19 protein-coding genes are annotated in these 22,515 nt (G+C 49.6%); 12 read left to right on the top strand and 7 right to left on the bottom strand.

Annotated features, from left to right (window positions below; translation table 11 throughout):
• The first annotated feature begins 6 nt into the window (after positions 1-6).
• The 5 genes from ICV32_RS06395 (at position 7) to ICV32_RS06375 (ending at position 4,778) form a co-directional block, all read left to right on the top strand.
• Positions 7-1,473 carry an NADH-quinone oxidoreductase subunit M gene (locus tag ICV32_RS06395; protein ID WP_215369227.1) on the top strand — a complete coding sequence of 489 codons (1,467 nt, stop codon included), beginning with the start codon at positions 7-9 and terminating at the stop codon, positions 1,471-1,473.
• 13 nt (positions 1,474-1,486) lie between these two features.
• Positions 1,487-2,977, top strand: coding sequence for an NADH-quinone oxidoreductase subunit NuoN (gene nuoN / locus ICV32_RS06390; protein ID WP_215369224.1), 1,491 nt, complete (start codon positions 1,487-1,489; stop codon positions 2,975-2,977).
• A gap of 10 nt (positions 2,978-2,987) precedes the next feature.
• A complete protein-coding gene (locus ICV32_RS06385; protein ID WP_215369222.1) occupies positions 2,988-3,566 on the top strand; it encodes an NUDIX domain-containing protein in 579 nt (192 codons plus the stop codon).
• A 75-nt stretch (positions 3,567-3,641) separates the two neighbouring features.
• A complete protein-coding gene (locus ICV32_RS06380) occupies positions 3,642-4,112 on the top strand; it encodes a DUF1178 family protein (protein ID WP_215369219.1) in 471 nt (156 codons plus the stop codon).
• A 36-nt stretch (positions 4,113-4,148) separates the two neighbouring features.
• A complete protein-coding gene (locus tag ICV32_RS06375; protein WP_215369209.1) occupies positions 4,149-4,778 on the top strand; it encodes a trimeric intracellular cation channel family protein in 630 nt (209 codons plus the stop codon).
• A 10-nt stretch (positions 4,779-4,788) separates the two neighbouring features.
• On the opposite strand, the gene ICV32_RS06370 is transcribed toward ICV32_RS06375, so the two are convergent.
• Positions 4,789-6,309 (bottom strand): CoA-acylating methylmalonate-semialdehyde dehydrogenase, encoded by a 1,521-nt coding sequence (locus ICV32_RS06370; RefSeq protein ID WP_215369192.1) that lies wholly within the window; start codon positions 6,307-6,309, stop codon positions 4,789-4,791.
• 144 nt (positions 6,310-6,453) lie between these two features.
• On the opposite strand from ICV32_RS06370, the gene ICV32_RS06365 reads away from it, so the two are divergent.
• Both ICV32_RS06365 and ICV32_RS06360 read left to right on the top strand, forming a co-directional pair.
• Positions 6,454-7,575, top strand: coding sequence for an NADH:flavin oxidoreductase/NADH oxidase (locus tag ICV32_RS06365; RefSeq protein ID WP_215369190.1), 1,122 nt, complete (start codon positions 6,454-6,456; stop codon positions 7,573-7,575).
• Positions 7,576-7,609: 34 nt separating this feature from the next.
• On the top strand, positions 7,610-8,596 hold the full coding sequence (locus ICV32_RS06360) for a tripartite tricarboxylate transporter substrate binding protein (RefSeq protein ID WP_215369188.1): 987 nt from the start codon (positions 7,610-7,612) through the stop codon (positions 8,594-8,596).
• On the opposite strand, the gene ICV32_RS06355 is transcribed toward ICV32_RS06360, so the two are convergent.
• On the bottom strand, positions 8,552-9,898 hold the full coding sequence (locus tag ICV32_RS06355) for an amidase (RefSeq protein WP_215369186.1): 1,347 nt from the start codon (positions 9,896-9,898) through the stop codon (positions 8,552-8,554). The genes ICV32_RS06360 and ICV32_RS06355 overlap by 45 nt on opposite strands.
• 89 nt (positions 9,899-9,987) lie before the next feature.
• Here ICV32_RS06355 and ICV32_RS06350 point away from each other — a divergent pair, with 89 nt between their 5' ends.
• Together ICV32_RS06350 and ICV32_RS06345 are read left to right on the top strand one after the other, a co-directional pair.
• Positions 9,988-10,653, top strand: a complete 666-nt coding sequence (locus ICV32_RS06350; protein ID WP_215369184.1) for a SprT family zinc-dependent metalloprotease — start codon at positions 9,988-9,990, stop codon at positions 10,651-10,653.
• A 52-nt stretch (positions 10,654-10,705) separates the two neighbouring features.
• Positions 10,706-11,779, top strand: coding sequence for a tartrate dehydrogenase (locus tag ICV32_RS06345; protein WP_305848885.1), 1,074 nt, complete (start codon positions 10,706-10,708; stop codon positions 11,777-11,779).
• 6 nt (positions 11,780-11,785) lie between these two features.
• Here ICV32_RS06345 and dnaQ read toward each other — a convergent pair whose 3' ends face one another.
• From dnaQ to ICV32_RS06320, 5 genes are all read right to left on the bottom strand, one after another.
• Positions 11,786-12,481 (bottom strand): DNA polymerase III subunit epsilon, encoded by a 696-nt coding sequence (dnaQ, locus tag ICV32_RS06340; protein ID WP_215369175.1) that lies wholly within the window; start codon positions 12,479-12,481, stop codon positions 11,786-11,788.
• A 17-nt stretch (positions 12,482-12,498) separates the two neighbouring features.
• The gene (locus tag ICV32_RS06335; protein ID WP_215369166.1) at positions 12,499-15,597 is read right to left on the bottom strand and encodes an efflux RND transporter permease subunit; all 3,099 of its coding nucleotides are present in this window, start codon (positions 15,595-15,597) and stop codon (positions 12,499-12,501) included.
• Positions 15,594-16,862: an efflux RND transporter periplasmic adaptor subunit gene (locus ICV32_RS06330; RefSeq protein WP_251371823.1), complete on the bottom strand. Its 1,269-nt coding sequence runs from the start codon at positions 16,860-16,862 to the stop codon at positions 15,594-15,596. The genes ICV32_RS06335 and ICV32_RS06330 overlap by 4 nt, the downstream gene beginning before the upstream one ends.
• A gap of 71 nt (positions 16,863-16,933) precedes the next feature.
• On the bottom strand, positions 16,934-17,383 hold the full coding sequence (gene rnhA, locus ICV32_RS06325) for a ribonuclease HI (RefSeq protein ID WP_215369163.1): 450 nt from the start codon (positions 17,381-17,383) through the stop codon (positions 16,934-16,936).
• Between the two features lie 7 nt (positions 17,384-17,390).
• Complete coding sequence (locus tag ICV32_RS06320; RefSeq protein WP_215369154.1) at positions 17,391-18,191, bottom strand: class I SAM-dependent methyltransferase; 801 nt, start codon at positions 18,189-18,191, stop codon at positions 17,391-17,393.
• A gap of 32 nt (positions 18,192-18,223) precedes the next feature.
• Between ICV32_RS06320 and gloB the strand changes: the two genes are divergently transcribed.
• The 3 genes from gloB to ICV32_RS06305 are packed head-to-tail and all read left to right on the top strand — an operon-like array spanning position 18,224 to position 22,359.
• Positions 18,224-19,042 (top strand): hydroxyacylglutathione hydrolase, encoded by an 819-nt coding sequence (gene gloB, locus ICV32_RS06315; protein WP_215369152.1) that lies wholly within the window; start codon positions 18,224-18,226, stop codon positions 19,040-19,042.
• Between the two features lies 1 nt (position 19,043).
• Entirely contained in the window at positions 19,044-20,441 is a 1,398-nt protein-coding gene (locus tag ICV32_RS06310) for a transglycosylase SLT domain-containing protein (protein WP_371817049.1), read from the top strand.
• Positions 20,442-20,481: 40 nt separating this feature from the next.
• Positions 20,482-22,359 (top strand): propionate--CoA ligase, encoded by a 1,878-nt coding sequence (locus ICV32_RS06305; protein WP_215369131.1) that lies wholly within the window; start codon positions 20,482-20,484, stop codon positions 22,357-22,359.
• Positions 22,360-22,515 lie beyond the last annotated feature (156 nt).

Genomic DNA, 22,515 nt, shown 5'->3' with positions numbered 1-22,515 from the left:
CTGGTCATGATTCTTTCTTACGCGATTTGGATTCCGATTGTTTTTGGCCTGCTGATTTTGATCTATGGCTCTGAGCGTCCGTCCACTGGCGTGAAGTATTTGGCATTAGTTGGCGCCATTTTGGGCTTTATTGCCACCTTGCCCTTGATCGCTAATTTTGATGTAGCCAACGCCGGGATGCAGTTTGTGGAGAAGCACAGTTGGATTCCACGCTACGACATTAACTATTACCTTGGTGTTGATGGTATCTCGGTATGGTTTGTGGTGTTGACCGCGTTTATCAATATCTTTGTGGTCATTGCTGCTTGGGAGGTCATTACTGAAAAAGCCTCGCAATACTACGCAGCCTTCATGATTTTGTCGGGTCTTATGATTGGCGTGTTCTCAGCGCTTGATGGTTTGCTCTTTTACATCTTCTTTGAGGCGACCCTAATCCCAATGTACATCATCATCGGGGTATGGGGTGGACAAAATCGCATCTATGCCGCATTTAAGTTCTTCCTCTACACCTTGTTGGGATCGCTCCTGGCGCTAGTTGCCATTTTGTATCTCTATAACCTGACCAATACCTTTGACTTACTCACCTGGCATCGGGCGAAGTTGGATATTGTGGAACAGGTGCTGATCTTTATTGCCTTCTTCATGGCCTTTGCCGTGAAGGTGCCGATGTGGCCTCTGCATACTTGGTTGCCCGATGTTCACGTTGAGGCGCCAACCGGTGGCTCGGTGGTGCTAGCGGCCATTATGCTAAAGCTTGGTGCTTATGGATTCTTGCGCTTCTCCTTGCCGATAGCTCCGGATGCCAGCATCCTTTTAGGACCAATCATCATTTTCTTATCGCTAGTAGCGGTGATCTACGTTGGCTTGGTGGCACTGGTTCAGCAAGACATGAAGAAGTTGGTGGCGTACTCGTCGATTGCGCATATGGGTTTTGTTACCCTTGGCTTCTTTATTTTTAGTCCTCTAGGCATTGAGGGCGGCATTATTCAAATGATCTCGCACGGATTTGTATCGGGTGCGATGTTCTTGGCCATCGGCGTTTTATACGATCGCATGCATACCCGTAAGATCGCCGATTACGGCGGTGTGGTGCATCGTATGCCAAAGTTCTCGGCATTCATGGTGTTAATGGCAATGGCCAATTGCGGTTTACCAGCGACCTCAGGCTTTGTCGGTGAGTTTATGGTGATCTTGGCGGCTGTTGATTACGACTTCATGATTGGTCTGTTATCGGCAACCGCCTTAATCCTCGGCGCTGCGTATTCCTTATGGATGGTCAAGCGCGTCATCTTTGGCGCAATCACCAATCCAGAGGTTGCTAAGCTTGAAGATCTCAACGGCCGTGAGTTTTTTATGTTTATTGTTCTGTCGCTCTGCGTGATTGGCATGGGCGTGTATCCCAAACCCTTTACCGACATTATTCATCCTGCTGTGATGCAGTTGCTCGAACATGTCGCGATTAGCAAACTCTGAGTAAGGTTATTGCATGGATACTTTTGACCTGATTGCCATTGCACCTGAACTGATCCTGGCTTTTGTTGCCAGTGATTTGCTGTTGACCAGCGCCTTCATTAAAGAAAAGAGCAGTCATGAAGCAAATGATGTATTTCATGCGCCACGGGCTGCATCCTTTGTGTATTTCTGTTCCTGCCTGCTTTTAATTGGTTTGGGTATTGCATTTTTGAGCAGAACCGTTGATTTACCTTATTTTGCGATGGCTGGCCTGTTTCAGTCCGATCCGATTGCTAATCTTTTGAAGTCAGGGTGCTGCTTTGCGCTACTAATTAGCCTGATTTACTCCAAGCAGTATTTAATTGATCGAGGTCTCTTCAGACCTGATTTCTTGGTCCTCACTTTATTTGCTTTATTAGGCCAATTGGTTTTGATCTCCGCATCGAACCTCATTACCTTGTATCTGGGTCTTGAGTTGATGGCTCTTTCAACTTATGGTTTAGTGGCGATGCGTCACTCTAGTGGTTTATCCTCGGAAGCCGCGATTAAGTACTTTGTATTGGGTGCCTTGGCATCTGGATTCTTGCTCTATGGCATGTCAATGATCTACGGCGTGACCGGATCATTGGATCTCTTGGAGATCTTGCGTTCACTCCTCGATCCTCGGATTAATCACCTCATTATGGCCTTTGGTCTCGTCTTTATTGTGGCTGGCGTTGCCTTTAAGTTTGGCGTAGTGCCATTTCATATGTGGGTGCCTGATGTGTATCAAGGCGCTCCGACCGCGGTCACTTTGTTGATTGCAGCAGCTCCAAAGCTCGCTGCCTTTGCTCTGTTATTCCGCCTACTGATTAATACTTTATTGCCTTTAATTTCCGATTGGCAACCGATGTTGATGATTCTTGCGGTTCTGTCCTTAGTGATTGGCAATATCACTGCGATCGCCCAAACGAATATTAAGCGGATGTTGGCGTACTCAGCCATTGCACAGATGGGCTTTGTGCTGCTTGGCATGCTCTCGATTTTTGATGATCACGCCTTTAGTGCCTCGATGTTCTATGTAATTGCCTATGTGATCACTACCTTGGGTACCTTCGGTTTGTTGATGGTCTTGTCACGTAAGGGCTACGATTGCGATACCCTAGAAGGTTTAAAAGGTTTAAATCGTAAGCACCCATGGTATGCCTTCATTGGTCTCATCATGATGTTCTCCTTGGCTGGGGTACCTCCGACCTTAGGCTTTGCCGCCAAACTCTCTGTTTTGGAAGCATTGGTTGATGCCGATTACATTGCCTTGGCGGTCATTGCGGTGATCGCATCGCTGATTGGCGCTTTCTACTACTTGCGCGTAGTGAAGGTGATGTACTTTGATGAGCCAAGCCACGAGCATTCAGTAACTGGCTCAGGAATTACAAAAGGGGTGTTGGGTTTGAACGGTTTAATGGTTCTACTTTTGGGTATATTCCCAGCGGGCCTCATGGCCCTGTGCCTCAATATCATGCGCAATACCCTCATCGGTTCATAAAGGTTTGGGTATGAGCGAGAAATCGTTTCAGGACCTCGCGCATACCGATGATCATCTAGTCGAGAAGCGTGTATCGGGTGAGGATGTCTACTCCGGCATCTTTTTAAAGATGAAGCGTGACACCGTATTGTTGCCCGATGGGCAACACGCACTGCGTGAGTATCTTGAGCATCCGGGCGCTGTTGCCATTTTGCCAATCCTGGAGGACGGGCGCGTTTTAGTGGAGCGTCAATACCGCTATCCCATCGAGCAAGCTGTGATTGAGATTCCGGCTGGGAAGCTTAACGTGGGGGAGGACCCCTTACTCTGTGCACAACGGGAGTTGCAAGAAGAAACTGGCTACATCGCAAAACGATGGAGCAAGATTCGGCGGATTCATCCGGTGATTTCCTACTCCACCGAGTTTATCGATATTTATCTGGCAGAAGGCTTAACTGCTGGCCCGGCACGACTCGATGCGGAGGAGTTTTTGGATGTCTTTGCTGCACCCCTTGAGGAACTCATCGAGTGGGTTGAAAACGGCACGATTACGGATGTCAAGACCATTATTTCGCTGTACTGGCTCGATCGGCAACGGCGACTGCGTTAAGGGCTTAAAATGGCAATATCGACAAATATGTCATGTTGCTATTGAATATTCAACCTTCATCCCCATCTGCTTTCCATGAAAGTCTATAACCTAGCGTGCGATCTCGAACATCATTTTGAGGGGTGGTTTGCCTCTGAGAATGACTTTTTGTCGCAACAAGCTGGTGGTACTTTATGCTGCCCGGTCTGCGATAGCGCCCATGTCAGCCGCCTACCATCCGCCCCTCATATTGGTGGCAAAGTAAGCAGTGATGAGCCAGTGTCCGCTGAACCAAGTCAAAGTATTGCCTTATCCAATGCGGATCATGGTCAGCTCGAGCGCCAAATCCAAGCAACGTTCATGAAAGCCATGCGGGACTTGGTAGGTAAATCAGAGGATGTTGGTGCTTCATTTGCCGAGGAGGCAAGGAAGATTCATTACAAAGAGTCGCCCGAGCGCAGTATTCGGGGGCAGACCAGTGCTGATGAGGTGATGGCATTACGCGAAGAGGGCATTGATGTCCTTGCACTTCCAGAAATGCCGGTTCTTAAAAATACTTTGCAATAATGTCAGCTTCTTGACGATTGTTTTGTAAAGGGCTCCATGGAAGAGCTGAGTTTTTGGGTTGGCATTATTGCTTCTGCAGCGTTTGCGATTACTGGGGTTCTTGCAATCTCCGATCGAGGCGTTGATCTCTTTGGTGTTCTAGTTCTCGGTATCATCACGGCGATCGGTGGCGGTACGATTCGGGATGTGATTTTGGGGGTGCCTGTGTTTTGGGCCGATGCGCCCATTTATATTCTGGTGGCAGCAATCGCTAGCATCATTACGTTCTATGCGGAGTCCACCTTATCCCAGCCTCAGCTATACAAGGCCATTCTTTACATCGATGGCTTAGGTGCAGCTCTATTTGGGATCCAGGGCGCCGATAAAGCCTGGCATTATGACTTTGGTGGCTCGGCCGCAGCCATCATCTTGGGTGTGGTCACCGCGATTGGTGGGGGATTGATTCGGGATGTGTTGGCAGGACGCAAAACCTTATTGATGTCCTATGAGCTCTATGCAATTCCGGTATCACTCGGTTGCATGCTCTATGTCTTGCTTCTCAACTACTTTCCAGAGCATGCGATCGTCGGATCGATTGCATGCATCGTGCTGATCTTTGCCTTTCGGTCAGCCGCGATTTACTGGAACCTCAAGGTTCCAGTGATGTTCATCTCACGTAAAAAGTAAAGGACTCGCTTTATTTGGAAGTGGGCATGACAAACTCAGCCCCTTTGGAGATACTCTCCGGCCAGCGTTGCATGACACTCTTTTGCTTGGTATAAAAACGCACACCTTCTTTGCCATACGCATGGGTATCGCCGAATAGAGAACGCTTCCAACCGCCAAAACCATGCCAAGCCATTGGCACTGGAATGGGCACATTAATACCCACCATGCCAACCTGAACACGCCGTGCAAATTCTCGGGCGATATTGCCATCGCTGGTAAAGCAGGCTACGCCATTGCCATACTCATGCGCATTAACTAGATCGAGTGCTTCACTGAAGTTCGCAACGCGCACGCAGGACAGAACAGGGCCAAAGATTTCTTCTTTATAGATGGTCATCTCCGGGGTCACCTGATCAAAGAGGGTGCCCCCGAGCCAGAATCCATTCTCCAAACCTGGAACCTTGAGCCCACGGCCATCGACCAATAACTTGGCACCACCACTTACACCTTGATTGATATAGCCAGTAATGCGCTCAAGCGCCGCCTTGGTCACAATCGGACCCATTTCAGCATCAAGCTCAAGCCCATTTTTGACTTTAAGAGTCTTGGTGCGTTCAATGAGTTTAGGCATCACTTTCTCAGCAGCATCGCCAACGAGCACGGCAACCGAGATGGCCATACAACGCTCGCCTGCGGATCCGTATGCGGCGCCAACCAAGGCATCAACCGCCTTATCAATATCGGCATCGGGCATCACCACCATATGATTTTTGGCACCACCTAAGGCTTGAACGCGTTTGCCATAATGGGCACCACGTTCGTAAATGTAATTGGCGATTGGTGTCGAGCCCACAAAACTCACTGCGCGGACCTCGGGATTTTCTAGGAGCGCATCAACCGCCTCTTTATCCCCTTGCACCACATTAAATACGCCATCGGGAAGACCCGCTTCTTTTAGGAGGCGTGCTAATAGTAAAGAAGCTGATGGATCGGTTGGGCTGGGCTTGAGGATGAAGGTGTTACCGCAAGCAATTGCGACGGGGAACATCCACATCGGTACCATGACCGGAAAATTAAAGGGCGTAATGCCAGCAACCACACCGAGAGGTTGGCGCATCACCCAGTTATCAATGTCGGTGGAGACCTGTTCGGTGTAATCGCCTTTGAGGAGTTCAGGAATGGCAGTGGCAAATTCCAGAATTTCAATTCCACGAGTGACCTCGCCTTGTGCGTCGGTAAATACTTTGCCGTGCTCAGCGGTAATGATAGCGGCCAGTTCATCGCGGTGACGATTTAAGAGCTCTAAGTATTTGAATAGAATGCGCGCACGACGCAGTGGGGAGGTATTGGCCCACGCTGGGAACGCAGCGTGTGCAGTTGCCACCGCTTGATTGACATCAGCCTTGCTAGCTAGCGCTACGCGGCGCGAGATGCTCCCTTTGGCAGGGTTGTAGACATCGGCAAAGCGGCTACCTTGGGGCAGGACAATTTGGCCGCCGATGTAATGAGCAATATCTTCTTTAATTTCAAAGGCTTGAGGAGCGTTCATGGTCTGGGTGTCTCGTGAAAATAGGCGGTTGGCAATTAAGTGGCTTACCAACGCATTGGTTATCAAAGCTATTGGTATCATTTTAATCGTTTCAGATAAACCCGTAAGCGGGTCACTCCCTCACCCTAATCCAACACACTGCCCATGAGCCTCCTCTTTTCTTCCTACCCACTTTCAGCCCCCCAAGGATCTCTCACATTAGCTAATCGGGTGGTGGTGGCGCCGATGTGCCAATACTCTGCAAATCATGGTCAGGCGTCCGACTGGCATTTGATGCATTGGGGTAATTTACTCAATAGTGGCGCTGGACTTTTTATCATCGAGGCCACCGCAGTGAGCCCCGAGGGCAGAATCACTCCCTATTGCTTGGGGCTCTGGGATCAAGCGACCCAAAATGCATTGCATACCACCTTAGAGCGAGCCAAACAATTGGCACCTAAGACCCCGGTGTTCATCCAACTGGCGCATGCTGGTCGTAAAGCATCGAGTGCAGCCCCATGGCAAGGCGGTCAGTTATTACCAATGACTCAAGGTGGCTGGGAAACACAAGGGCCTTCCGATATTCCGCAATTGGAGGGTGAGCGACCACCGCATGCCTTGAAGGTGGAGGAGATGAACAAGATCATCGATGACTTTGTCATTGCAGCCAAGCGTTCAAAAGAAATTGGTATCGATGGGATCGAACTTCATGCTGCTCACGGATATCTACTTCATCAATTTCTATCGCCGATTGCCAATCAGCGCCAAGACCAATACGGTGGATCGCTTGAGAACCGGATGCGTTTTGTCTTGGAGTTATTTGCAGCAGTCCGTGCTGAGTGGCAGGGCGTGCTGGGAGTGCGTCTCTCAGCCAGTGATTGGATTGACGACGGCTGGTCGCTTGATCAATCGATTGAACTGACCAAACAACTCCAAGCATTGGGATGCGATTACATCCATGTCTCTTCGGGGGGAATCTCTCCAAAGCAGCAAATCAAGTTAGGACCAAATTACCAAGTACCATTTGCGAAAGCGATTAAAGCAGCAACTGGGATGCCAACCATGACCGTTGGTCTCATCACTGATCCAAAGCAAGCAGAGACCATCCTCGAAAACCAAGAGGCTGATTTGATTGCACTGGCTCGTGCATTCTTATACAAGCCCCGTTGGGCGTGGGAGGCAGCAGCAGCCTTAGGAGGGCAAGTGAGTGCCAGTCCGCAATACTGGCGCTGCTTACCGAGGGAAGCACAAAGCGTTTTCGTGGAAGCGAAGATGGGTCAGCGTTAGAATGAAATCATCATAACTACAAGAGGAGACTACGATGACCACAAAAAGAGTTCTTAAGACGCTCGTCGTTACCACATTCGGTATTGTTCTGGGTTTTATTGGTCCTAAAGTGATTGCTCAAAATTTTCCGGATCGACCAATCACGATCGTTGTCCCAGTCCCTCCGGGTGGTTTAGTTGATGCATCAGCACGTTTATTGAGCGAGCCATTAGCACGTGTGATTGGCCAATCGATTGTGATTGATAATCGCCAGGGAGCGAGTGGCAATATTGCCTATCAATACGTTGCCCGCAGCAAACCGGACGGCTACACCTTGCTAGCCTCTTACTCCGGGTACCACGCAGCCAATCCTCTTCTCATGGATAAGTTAAATTGGGATCCCTTCAAAGACTTTACGCCAATTGCTTTATTAACGGTCGCCATGAACGTCATTGCGATTCATCCCTCGGTTCCTGTGAGCAACCTAAAAGAATTTATTGCGTATGCCAAAGCAAACCCTGGGAAGTTGAACTACGCCTCTCAAGGAAATGGCTCGGTCTCACACATTGGAACCGAGATTTTTGAGCAAGCGACCGACATCAAATTAACTCACGTTCCCTATAAGGGGTCTGGGCAAGCAATTCAGGATGTATTGGCTGGACAAGTGCAGGTCTTTATTACAACCCCGCCCTCGGTCATGGGCCACATTCAAGGCGGTAGATTGAAGGCGCTAGCAGTGACTGGTAAAGCTCGACATCCAATGATGCCCAATGTGCCAACGGTTGCTGAGGCGGGTTTGCCAGGATTTGAGCTGGAGTCATGGGTTGCGCTATATGCTCCCGGAGGAACTCCAGCGTCGATTGTGAACAAATTAACGCAGGATGTAAAAAAAGCCTTAGAACAACCAGAAGCTAAACAACGGGCAGATGCCGCAGGAATTGAGCTACGTTATCTAAATCCGCAGGCAACCGATGCCTTGCTAAAAAGAGAAATTGCGTTAACTCAAAAAGCGATTAAAGCAGCAAACATTAAGATTGATTGAAACCGGATCCGAGAGTTGTTGGGCGAGAGCGCTTGCGGCACTCAGTAACAAGCGATCTTGTCCGGGTCCCGCAACCAGCGTGACCCCAACTGGCAGACCATTGGGCCCGGTAGTAACAGTCAGATTGATGCAGGGTAAACCAAGCAAGGTCCAGCCGCGACTAAAAATGGGGTCGCCGGTTTGCTCTAAGGTCTTTGGAGCCTCTCCGGTTGCGCTTGGCGCTATCAAAATATCGACCTGATCGGCAAAGAGTTGCTTGATGGCAGCGCGGGCTAGTTTGGCCTTGAGGAGCGCAGCATGATAGTGGTCATACGTAATCGCATCACCACGCTCAATAATCGCTTTGAGGGTTGGGCTAATTTGATCAAAGTGATTAAGCTTTTCAAAGGTAAAACTTTTGGCCATCTCAAAAAGCATGATGGTGGTTTGGGTTTCACTCAGCTTAGCGCAATCCATCGGCAGGGCAATTTCACCAACACCACCGTTTGCAAATGCTTTTGCCGCAAAGCCGGCGAGTGAGAGGGCAGCAGCAGTTTCAGCCTGAGCATGAGCAAAATCATCGGTCTTGCAAATCCCAATACGGATCTTTGACTCTAAAGGAGCAATGTTCATCAGATCATGATCAGCCGACATTGCGGCAACGCCTAAAGCCACATCCGATACGGTGCGACCAAAAACACCCAGGGTATCTAGCGTCACCGAGAGGCTTTTAACTCCACCAATACTGATCTTTCCGTAACTGGGTTTATAACCAACCACACCGCAATAACTCGCCGGTCGAATAATCGAAGCAGCCGTTTGGCTTCCTGTAGCAAGAGGAACCATGTAATCAGCAACCGCCGCAGCAGAGCCGCTCGAGGAGCCACCGGGCGTGTGATCCAGATTGCGTGGGTTACGTGTTGGCCCAGGCTTAAAACTTGCAAACTCAGTCGTCACTGTTTTACCCAGCACAATCGCTCCTGCCTCGCGCATCAGCGACACCGAGACCGCATCGCAGATCGGATGATTATTGCCATAGATGGGGGAGCCGTAATTGGTGGGCAGGTCGTGCGTATCAAAAAGATCCTTTACCCCAATGGGTAAGCCATGCAATATCCCCTGAATCGGTCCACGATCGAGTTCACGGGCTTGGGTTTGCGCATGTATCTTGGCAAAGCTTACCCAGGCATGCACCTCAGGCTCACGTATCCCAATTTGATTTAAGCAATCATTGAGTAAATCCTCAGCCTTGATTTCGCGTTGGGCGAGTGCTTTTGCGGCTTGTGTTGCGCTCAGATTAGCTAGGTTTTTTAAGGAGGTCATCGCTTAGACTCAAATGCGTTTATGCTCGTGGTTTTGTTGCCTGATCCTTTTAGAATACCCCATTTACCTTTTCATCCCCCACTTATTGCATGAGTCAAAGTAATTCCTCTCACACCACTCGCGAAGCTTGGCTACAAGATGGTGTTCGCCATTTGGAGCCTATTTTTGCAAAGGCGGGTTATGTTATTCCGCCGGTCAGGGTCTCGTGTGGTTTTCCGGCATCGAGTAGCCCGCGAACGACCTTAGGCCAATGCTGGCCGCGGGAGCGCTCGGGTGGTGGTGTTAATGAGATCTTTATCTCTCCGAAGTTGGATGATCCCGTTACGCTCCTCGATACGCTTGTGCATGAGCTGTGCCATGCAGTGGATGATTGCCATAGCGGTCATGGTGAGGATTTCAAGGGAATTTGCCAAGCGGTTGGTCTTGAAGGGCCTGCACGCATGGCGCATGCATCGGAGGCCTTGCAAGTGCGCCTCATGACCATTGGTCAAAAGTTAGGCCCTTACCCTCATCAAGCGATTGTGTTTCCTCCACCGCGAGCCAGTAATCTCAGTCGCAATAAGGCTAAGTGCCCACAATGCGGCTATGAGGTGACGCTCTTAAAGCGCTGGGCAAGTTATGGTGCACCCATTTGCCCCAAAGATAACCTTCGTATGGAAGAGCTCGCATTATCAATTCCGGCGGCCGATACTGACGAGGAAGCCAAAGAAAAGGAGCGCCAGGTAGAGCGCGAAATCCGCCGAGCCATCAGCTAGTAAAATCGATTTTTTAATCAATGAGACATGATTCATGAACACAAGAAAGAAAATAACCAATCCTAAAATTGCTGTGATTCCAGGTGACGGAATCGGTAAAGAGGTGATGCCGGAGGGCGTGCGTGCTTTAGAAGCGGCTGCCAAAAAGTTTGGTATTCAATTTCAGTTTGATCATTTTGATTTCGCTAGCTGCGATTACTACCAACAGCATGGCAAGATGATGCCGGATAACTGGTTTGATACCCTCATGAAGTACGACGCCATCTTCTTTGGGGCTGTGGGAATGCCCAACATCTTGCCTGATCATTTATCGTTGTGGGGTAGCTTGATTCAGTTCCGTCGTGGCTTTGATCAGTACGTCAATCTGCGCCCAGTCCGTTTATTGCCAGGGGTACCGTGCCCACTAGCGAACCGTAAACCCGGTGATATCGATTTCTTTGTGGTGCGTGAGAATACGGAAGGGGAGTACTCAGCCGTTGGTGGCAAGATGTTTGCGGATACTGATCGTGAGATTGTGGTTCAGGAATCAGTCTTCTCACGCCATGGCGTCGATCGCATTCTGAAGTTTGCCTATGAGCTGGCGCAGAGTCGCCCGAAGAAGCATCTAACCTCCGCAACCAAATCCAATGGCATTGCGATCACGATGCCGTATTGGGATGAGCGGGTCGAGGCAATGGCGAAGAACTATGCCGACGTCAGGACAGACAAATACCATATCGATATCTTGACCGCTCAGTTTGTGATGAACCCTGATCGCTTCGACGTGGTGGTGGCATCCAATTTGTTTGGCGACATTCTGTCCGATTTGGGCCCCGCATGCACCGGCACGATTGCCGTCGCACCGTCAGCCAGTATTAATCCAGAAGGGAAGTTCCCGTCACTGTTTGAGCCTGTGCATGGTTCAGCCCCAGATATTTATGGCAAGAAGATTGCTAATCCAATCGGTCAAATCTGGAGTGGTGCACTCATGCTCGATCACTTAGGTTATCCAGAAGCCGGTGCACGCGTATTTGAAGCCATTGAGTCTGTGCTATCCGCTGGTCCTGCGCATGCCCCCCTCACACCAGACATTGGCGGCAAAGCGAGTACTCAGGATTTAGGTAAGGCAATCGCAGCTGCGATCTAGATAAGATTAGAGACCCCAAATTGGGGTCTTTTTACTGGCTTTCTCAATCGCCTGTAAAACCTTTTCATGCTCGGCGCAATCGAGCTCACTTGCTTTGAAGTAGATCAAGTCAGTTGGCAGCGGCGCTTTTGCTAGACCATCTTTGCCAGTCGCGCTGTAATCAATTAAATCAATGGTGAGATCATCCTGACCTCGGGTCATGGCTAGATAAACCTCGGCTAAGAGCTGTGCATCAAGTAAGGCGCCGTGGAGGGTGCGGTGTTCGTTGCTGACTGCAAAACGTTCACATAAGGCATCAAGCGAATTGCGTTTACCTGGAAACATGCGGCGTGCGTCTACCAGCGTATCGGTAATCTTGGCAGCAAGCTCTGAGAAATTAGGGCGCTTGAGTAAGGCGTACTCATTGTTGAGAAACGATAAATCAAAGGGCGCATTATGAATAATTACCTCAGCCCCAGCAATGAACTCAGTGAGTTCATCAACAATCACTCCGAAGACGGGTTTATCGGATAAAAACTCTCGCGATAGACCATGCACTGCAAATGCACCCTCGGCAATATCGCGCTCAGGATTAATGTAGTGATGGAGGGTCTTACCGGTTTGGCGACGATTGATGAGCTCAATACAACCGATCTCGATGATGCGATCACCGGTGGCTGGGTTCAGTCCAGTGGTTTCGGTATCTAAGATGATTTGACGCATACCTAATTGTAAAACGCTTAGGTATCTTGGAGATCTTCTGGGGGTATCTCAAGGGGTCCGCGCCCAGCATATCGATCTAAATACAGATATATGACAGGGGTGATGAACAAGGTCACAAATTGTGACAAGATCAAACCGCCGACGACGCTAATACCAAGGGGTTGGCGTAGTTCAGCGCCAGCACCAAGGCCGAGCGCAATCGGCAAGGCGCCCATAATTGCAGCGAGGGTGGTCATCATGATGGGGCGAAAGCGCAAGATGCATGCGGTCCGAATAGCCTCCGTAGGGCTCATTTTTTGTTTACGTTGCGCATCAAGGGCGAAGTCAATCATCAAGATGGCATTTTTCTTGACGATGCCAATCAGCATCAAAATACCAATCGTGGCAATGATGGTGAGCTCCATTCCAAACATCCATAAAGAGAGCAGGGCACCAATGGCCGCGGACGGTAAGCCAGCCAAAATGGTAATGGGGTGAATGTAGCTCTCATAGAGCACCCCAAGCAGAATATAAATTACTGCTAGCGCAGCAATAATCAGGACAAATTGCCCAGTTTGATTGCCTTTAAAGACTTTGGCGTCGCCTCCGTAGCTAGTAATGATGGAGGGCGGTAAGTTAATTTCTTTTACATACTTTTCAATCTTGTCAGTCGCTTCACCCAAGGCCACATCAGGCGCCAAGTTAAATGACAGAGTCACGGCTGGGATTTGGCCCTGATGGTTAACCGCAGTCGGGCCAATCGTGCGCTTGAAACTTGCGAGACTCGATAACGGAATTAACTGATTGGTCGCGCGGCCCCGCAAGAACACTTTGTTGAGATCGGTCTCAAACTGGCGTTGATCCTCTGCTGTTTCTAAAATGACGTAATAGGTATTGACGCTTGTATAAATGGTGGAGACCTGGCGCTGTCCAAAGGCGTTATACAAAGCTTGACGAATATCCGCGATCGTAACCCCTGCCTGTGCGGCTTTATCACGATTAATATCAATTTGTACGTTTAGACCTTTCATTTGCGAGTCAGAGGTGACGTCCCTAAAGATTGGATCAACTCGTAATTTCTCGAGCAATTTCTCTGACCACTCATTCACTCCCTCAAAACCAACGCTTTGCAGAGTAAATTGATAGCGGCTTTTACTGGATCGTCCACCGAGTTGTAAATTTTGGATGGGGCGCATAAACACTTGCAAACCTGGAACATCCCTGAACTTCGCACGCAGACCCTCAAGAACTTTGGTCATGGATTCGCGTTCATCGCGTGGCTTGAGAACAATAAAAAAGCGACCTGTATTACTGCCTGCACTGAGGCCACCACCCAATATGGAAACAAAATTTGCGACATTTGGATCGTTTGCCACGATCTGTGCAGCACGGTCTTGTAACTCCAGCATGGCCTTGAAAGAAATATCTTGATCCGCCTCGGTCGTTGCAGTGATCTGGCCAATATCTTCCTCGGGAAAGAATCCCTTTGGCGTATAGATAAACATGGCAATTGTGATCACGAAGGTAGCCACCGCTAGCCACAAGACTTGTTTGCGCTTTTGTAAGGCAATATCCAAATAATGCACATAGGTCTTTTGCGTCCACTCAAACCAACGATCAAAGTGACGATTGATTGCAAACTCGCGAGCATGCTGTCCAGGTTTGGGAAGGTAGCGACTGCAGAGCATAGGTACCAAGGTGAGTGAGACCACCGCCGACACTACGATCGCCAAGGAGACGACCACCGCAAACTCACGGAATAAAAGACCGATTGGACCTTCCATGAAGAAGATGGGAATAAAAACAGCCACTAAGGAAAGTGAAATGGAGAGAATGGTGAACCCAACCTCGCGACTACCTTTGAGAGCGGCTTTTAACGGACTCATGCCCTGATCGACATAGCGTACGATGTTCTCTAAGACCACAATAGAATCATCAACCACTAAGCCCACTGCCAAGGTAATCCCCAAGAGCGACACGTTATCTAAGCTGTAGCCCATGAAATAGAGCAAGAAGAAGGCGCCAATCAGAGAAATTGGCAAACTCAGCGAGGGGATTACCGTTGCAGAAATATGCTTCAGAAATAGAAAGATCACTAAGACCACTAAGGCAACGGTGAGTCCTAACGTCAAATTGACATCATGAATCGCCTCACGAATCGATAAGGAGCGATCATTGATCAGTGTGAGCTTAATCGAGGCGGGTAATTGCTTCTCAAATTCCGGAATCATCACCTTGACGGCATCCACTACTTTAACCGTATTGGCATTGGGCTGGCGCTGAATCGCAAGTGCAATCGAACGCTCACCGTTGGTCGTAGATAGAGTGCGAACGTTCTCATAACTCTCAACCACCTCGGCCACATCGCGCAGATAGATGGGTAAACCATTCTTTTGAGCAACCACGAGGTTGGCAAAATCCGCTGCACTCACTAATTGTTTATTGGCATAGATGGTAAGTAGTTGCCGTGGGCCCTCTAAAACACCCACGGGGGTATTGGAGTTCGCTTTATTGATGGCGATCGAGAGATCTTCCATCGTGAGGTTGTGCGTAGCCAAAGAGTCGGGTCTGGCTTGCACGCGGATGGCATAACGTTTAATGCCATACACAATAATTTGAGCCACTCCATCAATTGTGGAGAGCGTTGGAGAGATTAAGTTCTCAGCGTAATCATTGAGCTCGGATAAATCCATCGATGGCGAGGTCATACCGATGATAAGAACCGGTGCATCGGCAGGGTTGACCTTGCGATAGGAGGGCGGTACGGTCATCTCGATTGGCAGACGACGCTGAGCGCGCAATAGTGCGGCCTGAACATCGACCGCGGCTTTATCAATATCGCGATCGTTATTAAATTCGAGGGTGATATTGGTTGTACCTAAAAAATTGGTGGAGCTAATCACCGTAATGCCATCAATGGTGGAGAACTCTTTCTCAAGCGGTAGGGCAACCGAGGACGCCATATTTTCGGGAGAGGCTCCTGGTAAGGATGCCGATACGGAAATTACCGGAGTATTAAAGCTGGGTAATGCTGCAACGGGAATGCGGGTGTATGCGATAGCACCGGCAAAGACCGTCACTACCGAGAGCAAAACGGTCATGACAGGCCGTCGGATACAAAGCTCAGAGAGCGTCATTTTTTGTCAGCAGGTTTGGATTCAGGCTTGGGGGCTTCAGCAGGCTTCTGAGCAGCAGCGGACTTACTCTCTCGTATTTTGGTGCCAGGGCGTAGATTTTGTTTACCCTCAATCACCACGCGTTCACCAACCTCAACGCCGGTGATCGCAGCCTTGCCTTGATACTCATAGCTGACCTTGATGGGTTTGAGGCTCACCTTGTCCTCTGCACCCACCACATAAATAAATCGACCGCGGGGATTAATCACCACCGCTTGAGACGGAACCAGAATGGCATCTTTTAAGGTGTTGGCTTCGAGCTTAACCCGGGCAAACTGCCCTGGTAATAAGAGGCGCTTGTCATTGGCAATCTGTGCCTTGACACGAACTGCCCCAATCGCTGGATCCACCTGATTATCAATCACCAAGACCTTGCCTTCGAAGATTTGGGTTTGCTGATCGCCAACACTGACGGCTACTTTTAGACTGTTGGGATCGCTTTGCATCAATAGTGGAATGCTGTCTTCACCCACAATAAATTGCACATTGATCGGATCTAATTGCGTAATGGTGACCATCGCACCCAATGCGGTCGTTGCAGTCGAGCTTGAGGTTGTAGTTACCACATTACCAGGGGCTACCAAGGAGCCAGGGAATACATTAATAATGCCTGCGCGACCATCAATCGGTGCGCGAATGTAATCAAAGGAGAGTTGCACCTCGGCAGCCCGTGCTGTAGCCACCGCCGATTTGGCATTCGCCTCGGCCGTATCTAAGCCCGCTTTAGAAATAAAGTTTTGAGCCACCAGCTCTTTGGCACGTTGCAACTGCCGTTGTGCATCGTCGGCTACGGCTTTGGCTTTATCGTAATTGGCGCGGTCATTGCGATCATCTAAGGTGAAGAGCAGTTGCCCTTTCTTTACCTCTTGGCCTTCTTTAATATGAATTTCTTTCACCACATTACTGACTTGTGGACGGACATCCACGATATTGGCTGCCACAACGGTACCGGTCGATTCAATGATGATGGGAATATCTTGTTTCTCGAGAAGGGCAGTGGTAACTGTTTGGATTCCACCACGCTTGCTCTCCGCTGGGAAAAAATGATCGTAGGCTTTATTGCCTGCATAAACCAAGACCACAATTGCAAGGAGCCACCATTTGCGCTTCATTAGAAACGCCACAAATTGCTTGAGATCGATTTTCTGGAGCCGGTTGATCAATTGGCGACCCCACGCCGTAATGGTCTGCTTGATGCGGGCAATAAAGGATGGAGGTTTGGTCACGGCACTAGTCTAAATTGCTTTGCGATTGATCGAGTTAAAGCATTCTCTCATATGCCCAAGCGGGGCGCCCATCAGTTATTGGATAAAAAGGCCTCCACACCTTGATTGGCTAGCTGATCTGCTAATTCATTTCCGGGGTGGCCGTTGTGCCCGCGGACCCAATGCCACGCAATCTCATGCTGGGGTAATAGGGCATCGAGCTCTTGCCAAAGATCGACATTCTTGACTGGGGATTTATCAGCGGTTTTCCAGCCGCGTGCTTTCCAGCCAGAGAGCCACTCGCTGACCCCTTTTTGGACGTATTGGGAGTCGGTATAGAGATCGACGACGCTCGGCTGCTTGAGCGCCTTGAGGGCATGGATCACCGCACTGATTTCCATCCGATTGTTGGTGGTATCGGGTGCGCCGCCATGCAAGTGTTTTTCATGTTCACCAGATCGCAATACCACCCCCCAGCCACCTGGACCAGGATTGCCTTTGCAGGCACCATCGGTATAGATCGTGATGTGGGGTTTACTCATACGCTCTTTATACCTCTTCGGTAACTTTGTGGGAAGTTTGCTGAGCGGCTGGGTTGAGTTGCGGAAGCGCCAGAGCTTGTTTAGGAACTCGCCCCACTAAACGCGTACCCGGATGGCGCTTAATGGCAGAGATTAAAAATACGGAGCCAAAGATTGGCCACCAGCGATTCCCCATTTTTTCGAGGAATGCCATGCGGGTCATATTTTTCTCTTTTCGCAATGGTAGGCGATAGCACGCAAAGTGACCACGGTCGAGGGAGTAGTCTAGTAACTTCAACCAATCCTTTACACGTAACAAACTTAGGAACTGACCCTCACGCGGCAAATAATTTTTACCAATCAAGCGACCGGCATATTGCCGCAAGCCCCAAAGGCTCGCTGGATTAAAGCCCGAGATCACAACGCGGCCTTCAGGCATTAAGACGCGATCAACCTCGCGCAGAATCTGGTGCGGGTCTTGGGCAAATTCCAAGACATGGGGCAGAACCACTAAATCAATGGATTGATCGGCAAATGGTAATTCTTCCGGAATCCCTTCAATCGGTTGATAGGGCAGATCGCCATCGGCTTTCGCAATCCCATGCGGAAGCAACATCAGTTTCAAAGAAATCCGATTTTCTGCGAGGGTGTTGATTTGCGGTAAACCAATTTGCAAGGCGTAATAGCCAAATACATCGACAACCGCTTGATTGAAGAGCTCTTGCTCCGATTGGAGAATGTATTGTCCCGGAGGCGATTGCAGCCACGTCTCCCACGAACTCTCAGGCGGAGTATCGGTCTGCACGTTCGGTGGGATCGTTGATATCATAGACGGATTATCTTGTGTCCTTAGGTGTTGCCATGGTTTCAAATTCCTTATTGCAAGTGTGGCCCATACCTGCGTTTACCGACAACTACATTTGGTGCATTCACGATCAACAGTCGGCTATTTTGGTTGACCCTGGTGAAGCAAAGCCGGCGATTGACTACCTTACTCAACAGAATCTGCGCCTTACCGGAATTCTAATCACTCATTACCACGCTGACCATATCGGCGGATTACCAGAGATCCTCGCGTGGGCAACTCAACATGGATTCTCGGTACCGGTGTATGGCCCTGCTGGCGAGGATATTGCCTTACGCAGTCACGCGCTCTTTGAGGGGGATACCGTGGCATTTGATGCGCCGAAGATCCAGCTTCAGGTTCTAGAGGTTCCAGGCCATACCTTAGGCCATATTGCCTATGTAGCGCGAAGCGAAGCGAACGCTGGACAAACCCCAAAGTTATTTTGTGGCGATACGCTCTTTGCCTCAGGATGCGGACGTCTCTTTGAAGGAACGCCTACCCAAATGTCGAGTTCGTTGGCAAAATTCTTGGCCTTGCCTCCCGATACCTTGGTGTACTGCACCCACGAGTACACCTTATCGAATATTCGTTTCGCACTTGCAGTCGAGCCAGATAATTCAGCTTTAATTGAGTGGTCCCAAGCGGCCGATGCCATGCGCAAACGTAATCAACCCACGCTCCCCACCACGATTGCGCATGAGAAGCGGGTCAATCCATTTATGCGATGTGATCAAACCCCGGTGATTGCCGCCGCACGCGCTCAAATTGGGCAAGATCTTAAAAGCCCCGCTGAGGTTTTGGCAGTCGTGCGGGCATGGAAGGATCGGTTCTAAGATGATGCGTCGTTTGCTTCTTCTTATCGGAAGTGCAGCCATTCTGGTCTTGAGTGGTTGTGCTAGTACCTCACCTGAGTGGTCCTCCTCGAGTGCTGATACTCGGCGTGATCCACGTGCTGCTAAAGCCCCACGTGTAGATCTCAGTAAACAGTCGGTGAGCAATCTCATGGCGCCCTCAAATGATCTGTGGGTCCAGATTCGTCAGGGCTTTCAGTTGCCTGAGCTCGATAGCCCTTTGGTTGAGAAACAAACCCAATGGCTTGTTAATCGTCCAGACTATGTGAATCGCTCAATGGCGCGTTCTTCGCGCTACCTCTTTTATATTGTTGAAGAGGTCAACCGCCGCAACATGCCCACGGAGATCGCACTCTTGCCGTTTGTTGAGAGCGCTTTCAATCCAGAGGCTAAGTCAACAGCCAAGGCGATGGGGATTTGGCAGTTCATGCCGAGAACCGGTCAAGATTTTAAGTTAACGCAGAATGTATTTCGGGATGAGCGCCGCGATGTATTGCAATCAACGAATGCGGCACTGGATTATCTACAGCGACTCTATAAACAATTTGGGGATTGGCAATTGGCTCTGGCTGCATACAACTGGGGCGAGGGGAATGTTGCTCGGGCGATTAAACGCAATCAAGCGCTGCGCAAGCCCACTGATTACGAAAGCCTCACGATGCCGCGCGAGACCCGTGAGTATGTGCCGAAGTTAATGGCATACAAAAATATTGTGCAAAATCCGGGGGCGTACAACATCGTATTGCCCGAGCTTGAGAACCATCCGTATTTTGTGGCGATTGATGTGACCCGTGATATTGATGTGGATGTTGCTGCCCAATTGGCCGAGATGTCCCTAGAGGACTTTCGTAATCTCAACCCTGCATTTAATAAACCTGTGATCTTGGCGGCAGCCGATCAGCAAATGCTTTTGCCATTCGCACGTGCTGAACTTTTTCAGATGAACTTAGCAAGCTATACGAAGCCCTTGTCATCGTGGACTGCATTGAAGGTCACCAAAAGCGAGACCCCTGAACAATTGGCAACCCGACTGGCTTTAAATCCTGAGACCATTCGCGACGTGAATAACATTCCCCGTGGTATGCGGATTCGGGCAGGATCAACCGTTTTAATCCCGAAACCCCCAGGAAAAGAGTCGGATATTCCGCAATATCTGGCTGACCATGGTCAGTTAAAGCTTGATCGGACAGCTCCCGCCAAACCGAAGGCCAGTAAGCCATCTCAGGCGAGCGCCAACGCTAAAACCACCCCGAAGAAGGCCACCAATTCCAAGACTGCCAGCACTCAGCAAAAATCCCCATCGACAAACACCACAAAATCAGCGAAAACAGGAAGTAATTCTGGCTCTGGAGTGAACGCCAGTGTAAAAACGGCTCCTTAATTCGAAGCCATTGATTATTTTGTTGTGAAGGGAATGCAGGATGAGTATTGGTTACAAATCATTTCATGAGAACTCGATTCGGGATCCAAAAGCATTTTGGTCCGAGCAGGCTAAATTAGTTGATTGGCATCAGCCGTTTTCACAAGTCCTCGATTACTCCAAACCACCTTTTGCCAAGTGGTTTGTTGGTGGACAAACCAATCTTTGCCATAACGCGGTTGATCGGCATTTAAAGGATCGTGCATCGCAAATCGCATTGGTTGCGGTCTCCACTGAAACCAATCAAGAGCACGCCTATACATTTCTTGAGTTGCATGATGAAGTCAATCGGATGGCTGCGATCTTGCAAGCCAACGGCGTGAAAAAAGGGGATCGTGTCCTGATTTACATGCCGATGATTGCGCAAGCCTGTTTTGCGATGCTCGCATGCACCCGCATCGGCGCCATTCATTCAGTAGTATTTGGTGGATTTGCATCGCATAGTTTGGCCTCACGCATTGATGATGCGAAGCCGAAGATGATCATTACTGCAGAAGCTGGAATGCGCGGTGGTAAGGCAGTCCCTTATAAGCCGCTACTCGATGAAGCGATCACGCTATCAACTGCCAAACCTGAAAAAGTGTTGATTGTGAACCGAGGTCTCTCTGAATACACCACAGTAGCCAATCGCGATTTGGATTACGCCACAGAGCGTGAGAAGCACCTCAATACCAAAGTGCCCGTTGAGTGGGTTGATGCAACTCATCCCTCGTATATTTTGTATACCTCGGGCACCACTGGCAAACCCAAGGGTGTGCAGCGCGATACGGGAGGTTATGCGGTGGCACTGGCAAGCTCGATGCGTCTCATCTTTGGTGGTAATCCAGGTGAGACCATGTTTACCACCTCGGATATTGGCTGGGTGGTCGGGCATAGCTACATTATTTACGGACCACTCATTAATGGCATGGCGACCATCATGTACGAGGGCACGCCGCTGCGACCTGATGCGGGTATCTGGTGGAGTTTGGTTGAAAAGTACAAGGTATCAGTGATGTTCTCAGCCCCGACGGCGGTACGAGTTCTCAAGAAACAAGACCCAGCGTTTTTGAGCAAATACAACCTATCGACTCTTCGTACCCTGTTCTTGGCTGGCGAACCACTTGATGAGCCAACGGCTTCATGGATTCATGATGCACTGAAGAAACCCGTCGTAGATAACTATTGGCAGACCGAGACCGGATGGCCGATTTTGGCGATTCAACGAGGCGTTGAGGTCATGCCGCATAAATTTGGCTCACCCGGTGTGCCGGTCTATGGTTACAACATGAAGCTCCTTGATGAAGCAACGGGTGCCGAGTTGGGTCCAGATCAAAAGGGCGTGGTTGCGATTGAAGGCCCATTGCCACCCGGATGCATGCAAACCGTATGGGGTGATGATCAGCGCTTTATCAAAACCTACTGGGAGACCGTGCCTGGCAAGATGGTGTATTCCACCTTTGATTGGGCAATTAAAGACAAGGATGGTTACTTCTTTATCTTGGGTCGAACGGATGATGTGATTAACGTTGCTGGACACCGATTGGGTACCCGTGAGATCGAAGAGAGTATTTCAAGTCATACGAATGTGGCTGAAGTCGCAGTCGTTGGCGTGGAAGATCAACTCAAGGGGCAAGTAGCCATCGGCTTTGTGATTGCAAAAGATCCAAGCAAAACCACCAATATGGAAGCGGAGGTCATGAAGACCGTTGATTCGCAATTGGGTGCGGTTGCAAGACCCGCGCGTGTGTATTTGGTGAGTGCATTACCAAAGACACGTTCGGGCAAAATTGTGCGACGCGCATTGCAAGCAGTTGCGGAAGGACGTGATCCTGGTGATATCAGCACGATGGAAGATCAATCCGTTCTAGCGCAGATCAAACAGGCGATTGGAAAGTAGCCGGGCAAAGTAAACGGTTTTGCGTGAAGGCAGGGTGAGGGGCAGAGAACTGGTATCATTACGACTATCAGTAACTAATAATTTGCCCTAGCGCTTAAAGACACTTACCTCCCCGCAATTTCGCCTCGGGTTTGTCTTTTGGGGCAAAAAGTGTTG

Source organism: Polynucleobacter sp. MWH-UH24A (assembly GCF_018687475.1).
Taxonomy (GTDB): Bacteria; Pseudomonadota; Gammaproteobacteria; order Burkholderiales; family Burkholderiaceae; genus Polynucleobacter.
Note: the sequence above shows the minus strand (reverse complement) of the source record. Positions and strands in the feature narration are given on the sequence as shown.

Bases quoted from the DNA above. Each gene is read 5' to 3' on its own strand.
- ICV32_RS06355 (WP_215369186.1), bottom strand. From the start codon at position 9,898: ATGACCTCCTTAAAAAACCTAGCTAATCTGAGCGCAACACAAGCCGCA.
- gloB (WP_215369152.1), top strand. From the start codon at position 18,224: ATGGTTTCAAATTCCTTATTGCAAGTGTGGCCCATACCTGCGTTTACC.
- nuoN (WP_215369224.1), top strand. From the start codon at position 1,487: ATGGATACTTTTGACCTGATTGCCATTGCACCTGAACTGATCCTGGCT.
- ICV32_RS06360 (WP_215369188.1), top strand. From the start codon at position 7,610: ATGACCACAAAAAGAGTTCTTAAGACGCTCGTCGTTACCACATTCGGT.
- ICV32_RS06380 (WP_215369219.1), top strand. From the start codon at position 3,642: ATGAAAGTCTATAACCTAGCGTGCGATCTCGAACATCATTTTGAGGGG.
- ICV32_RS06365 (WP_215369190.1), top strand. From the start codon at position 6,454: ATGAGCCTCCTCTTTTCTTCCTACCCACTTTCAGCCCCCCAAGGATCT.
- dnaQ (WP_215369175.1), bottom strand. From the start codon at position 12,481: ATGCGTCAAATCATCTTAGATACCGAAACCACTGGACTGAACCCAGCC.
- ICV32_RS06350 (WP_215369184.1), top strand. From the start codon at position 9,988: ATGAGTCAAAGTAATTCCTCTCACACCACTCGCGAAGCTTGGCTACAA.
- ICV32_RS06375 (WP_215369209.1), top strand. From the start codon at position 4,149: ATGGAAGAGCTGAGTTTTTGGGTTGGCATTATTGCTTCTGCAGCGTTT.
- ICV32_RS06395 (WP_215369227.1), top strand. From the start codon at position 7: ATGATTCTTTCTTACGCGATTTGGATTCCGATTGTTTTTGGCCTGCTG.
- ICV32_RS06310 (WP_371817049.1), top strand. From the start codon at position 19,044: ATGATGCGTCGTTTGCTTCTTCTTATCGGAAGTGCAGCCATTCTGGTC.
- ICV32_RS06370 (WP_215369192.1), bottom strand. From the start codon at position 6,309: ATGAACGCTCCTCAAGCCTTTGAAATTAAAGAAGATATTGCTCATTAC.
- rnhA (WP_215369163.1), bottom strand. From the start codon at position 17,383: ATGAGTAAACCCCACATCACGATCTATACCGATGGTGCCTGCAAAGGC.
- ICV32_RS06305 (WP_215369131.1), top strand. From the start codon at position 20,482: ATGAGTATTGGTTACAAATCATTTCATGAGAACTCGATTCGGGATCCA.
- ICV32_RS06385 (WP_215369222.1), top strand. From the start codon at position 2,988: ATGAGCGAGAAATCGTTTCAGGACCTCGCGCATACCGATGATCATCTA.
- ICV32_RS06335 (WP_215369166.1), bottom strand. From the start codon at position 15,597: ATGACGCTCTCTGAGCTTTGTATCCGACGGCCTGTCATGACCGTTTTG.
- ICV32_RS06320 (WP_215369154.1), bottom strand. From the start codon at position 18,191: ATGATATCAACGATCCCACCGAACGTGCAGACCGATACTCCGCCTGAG.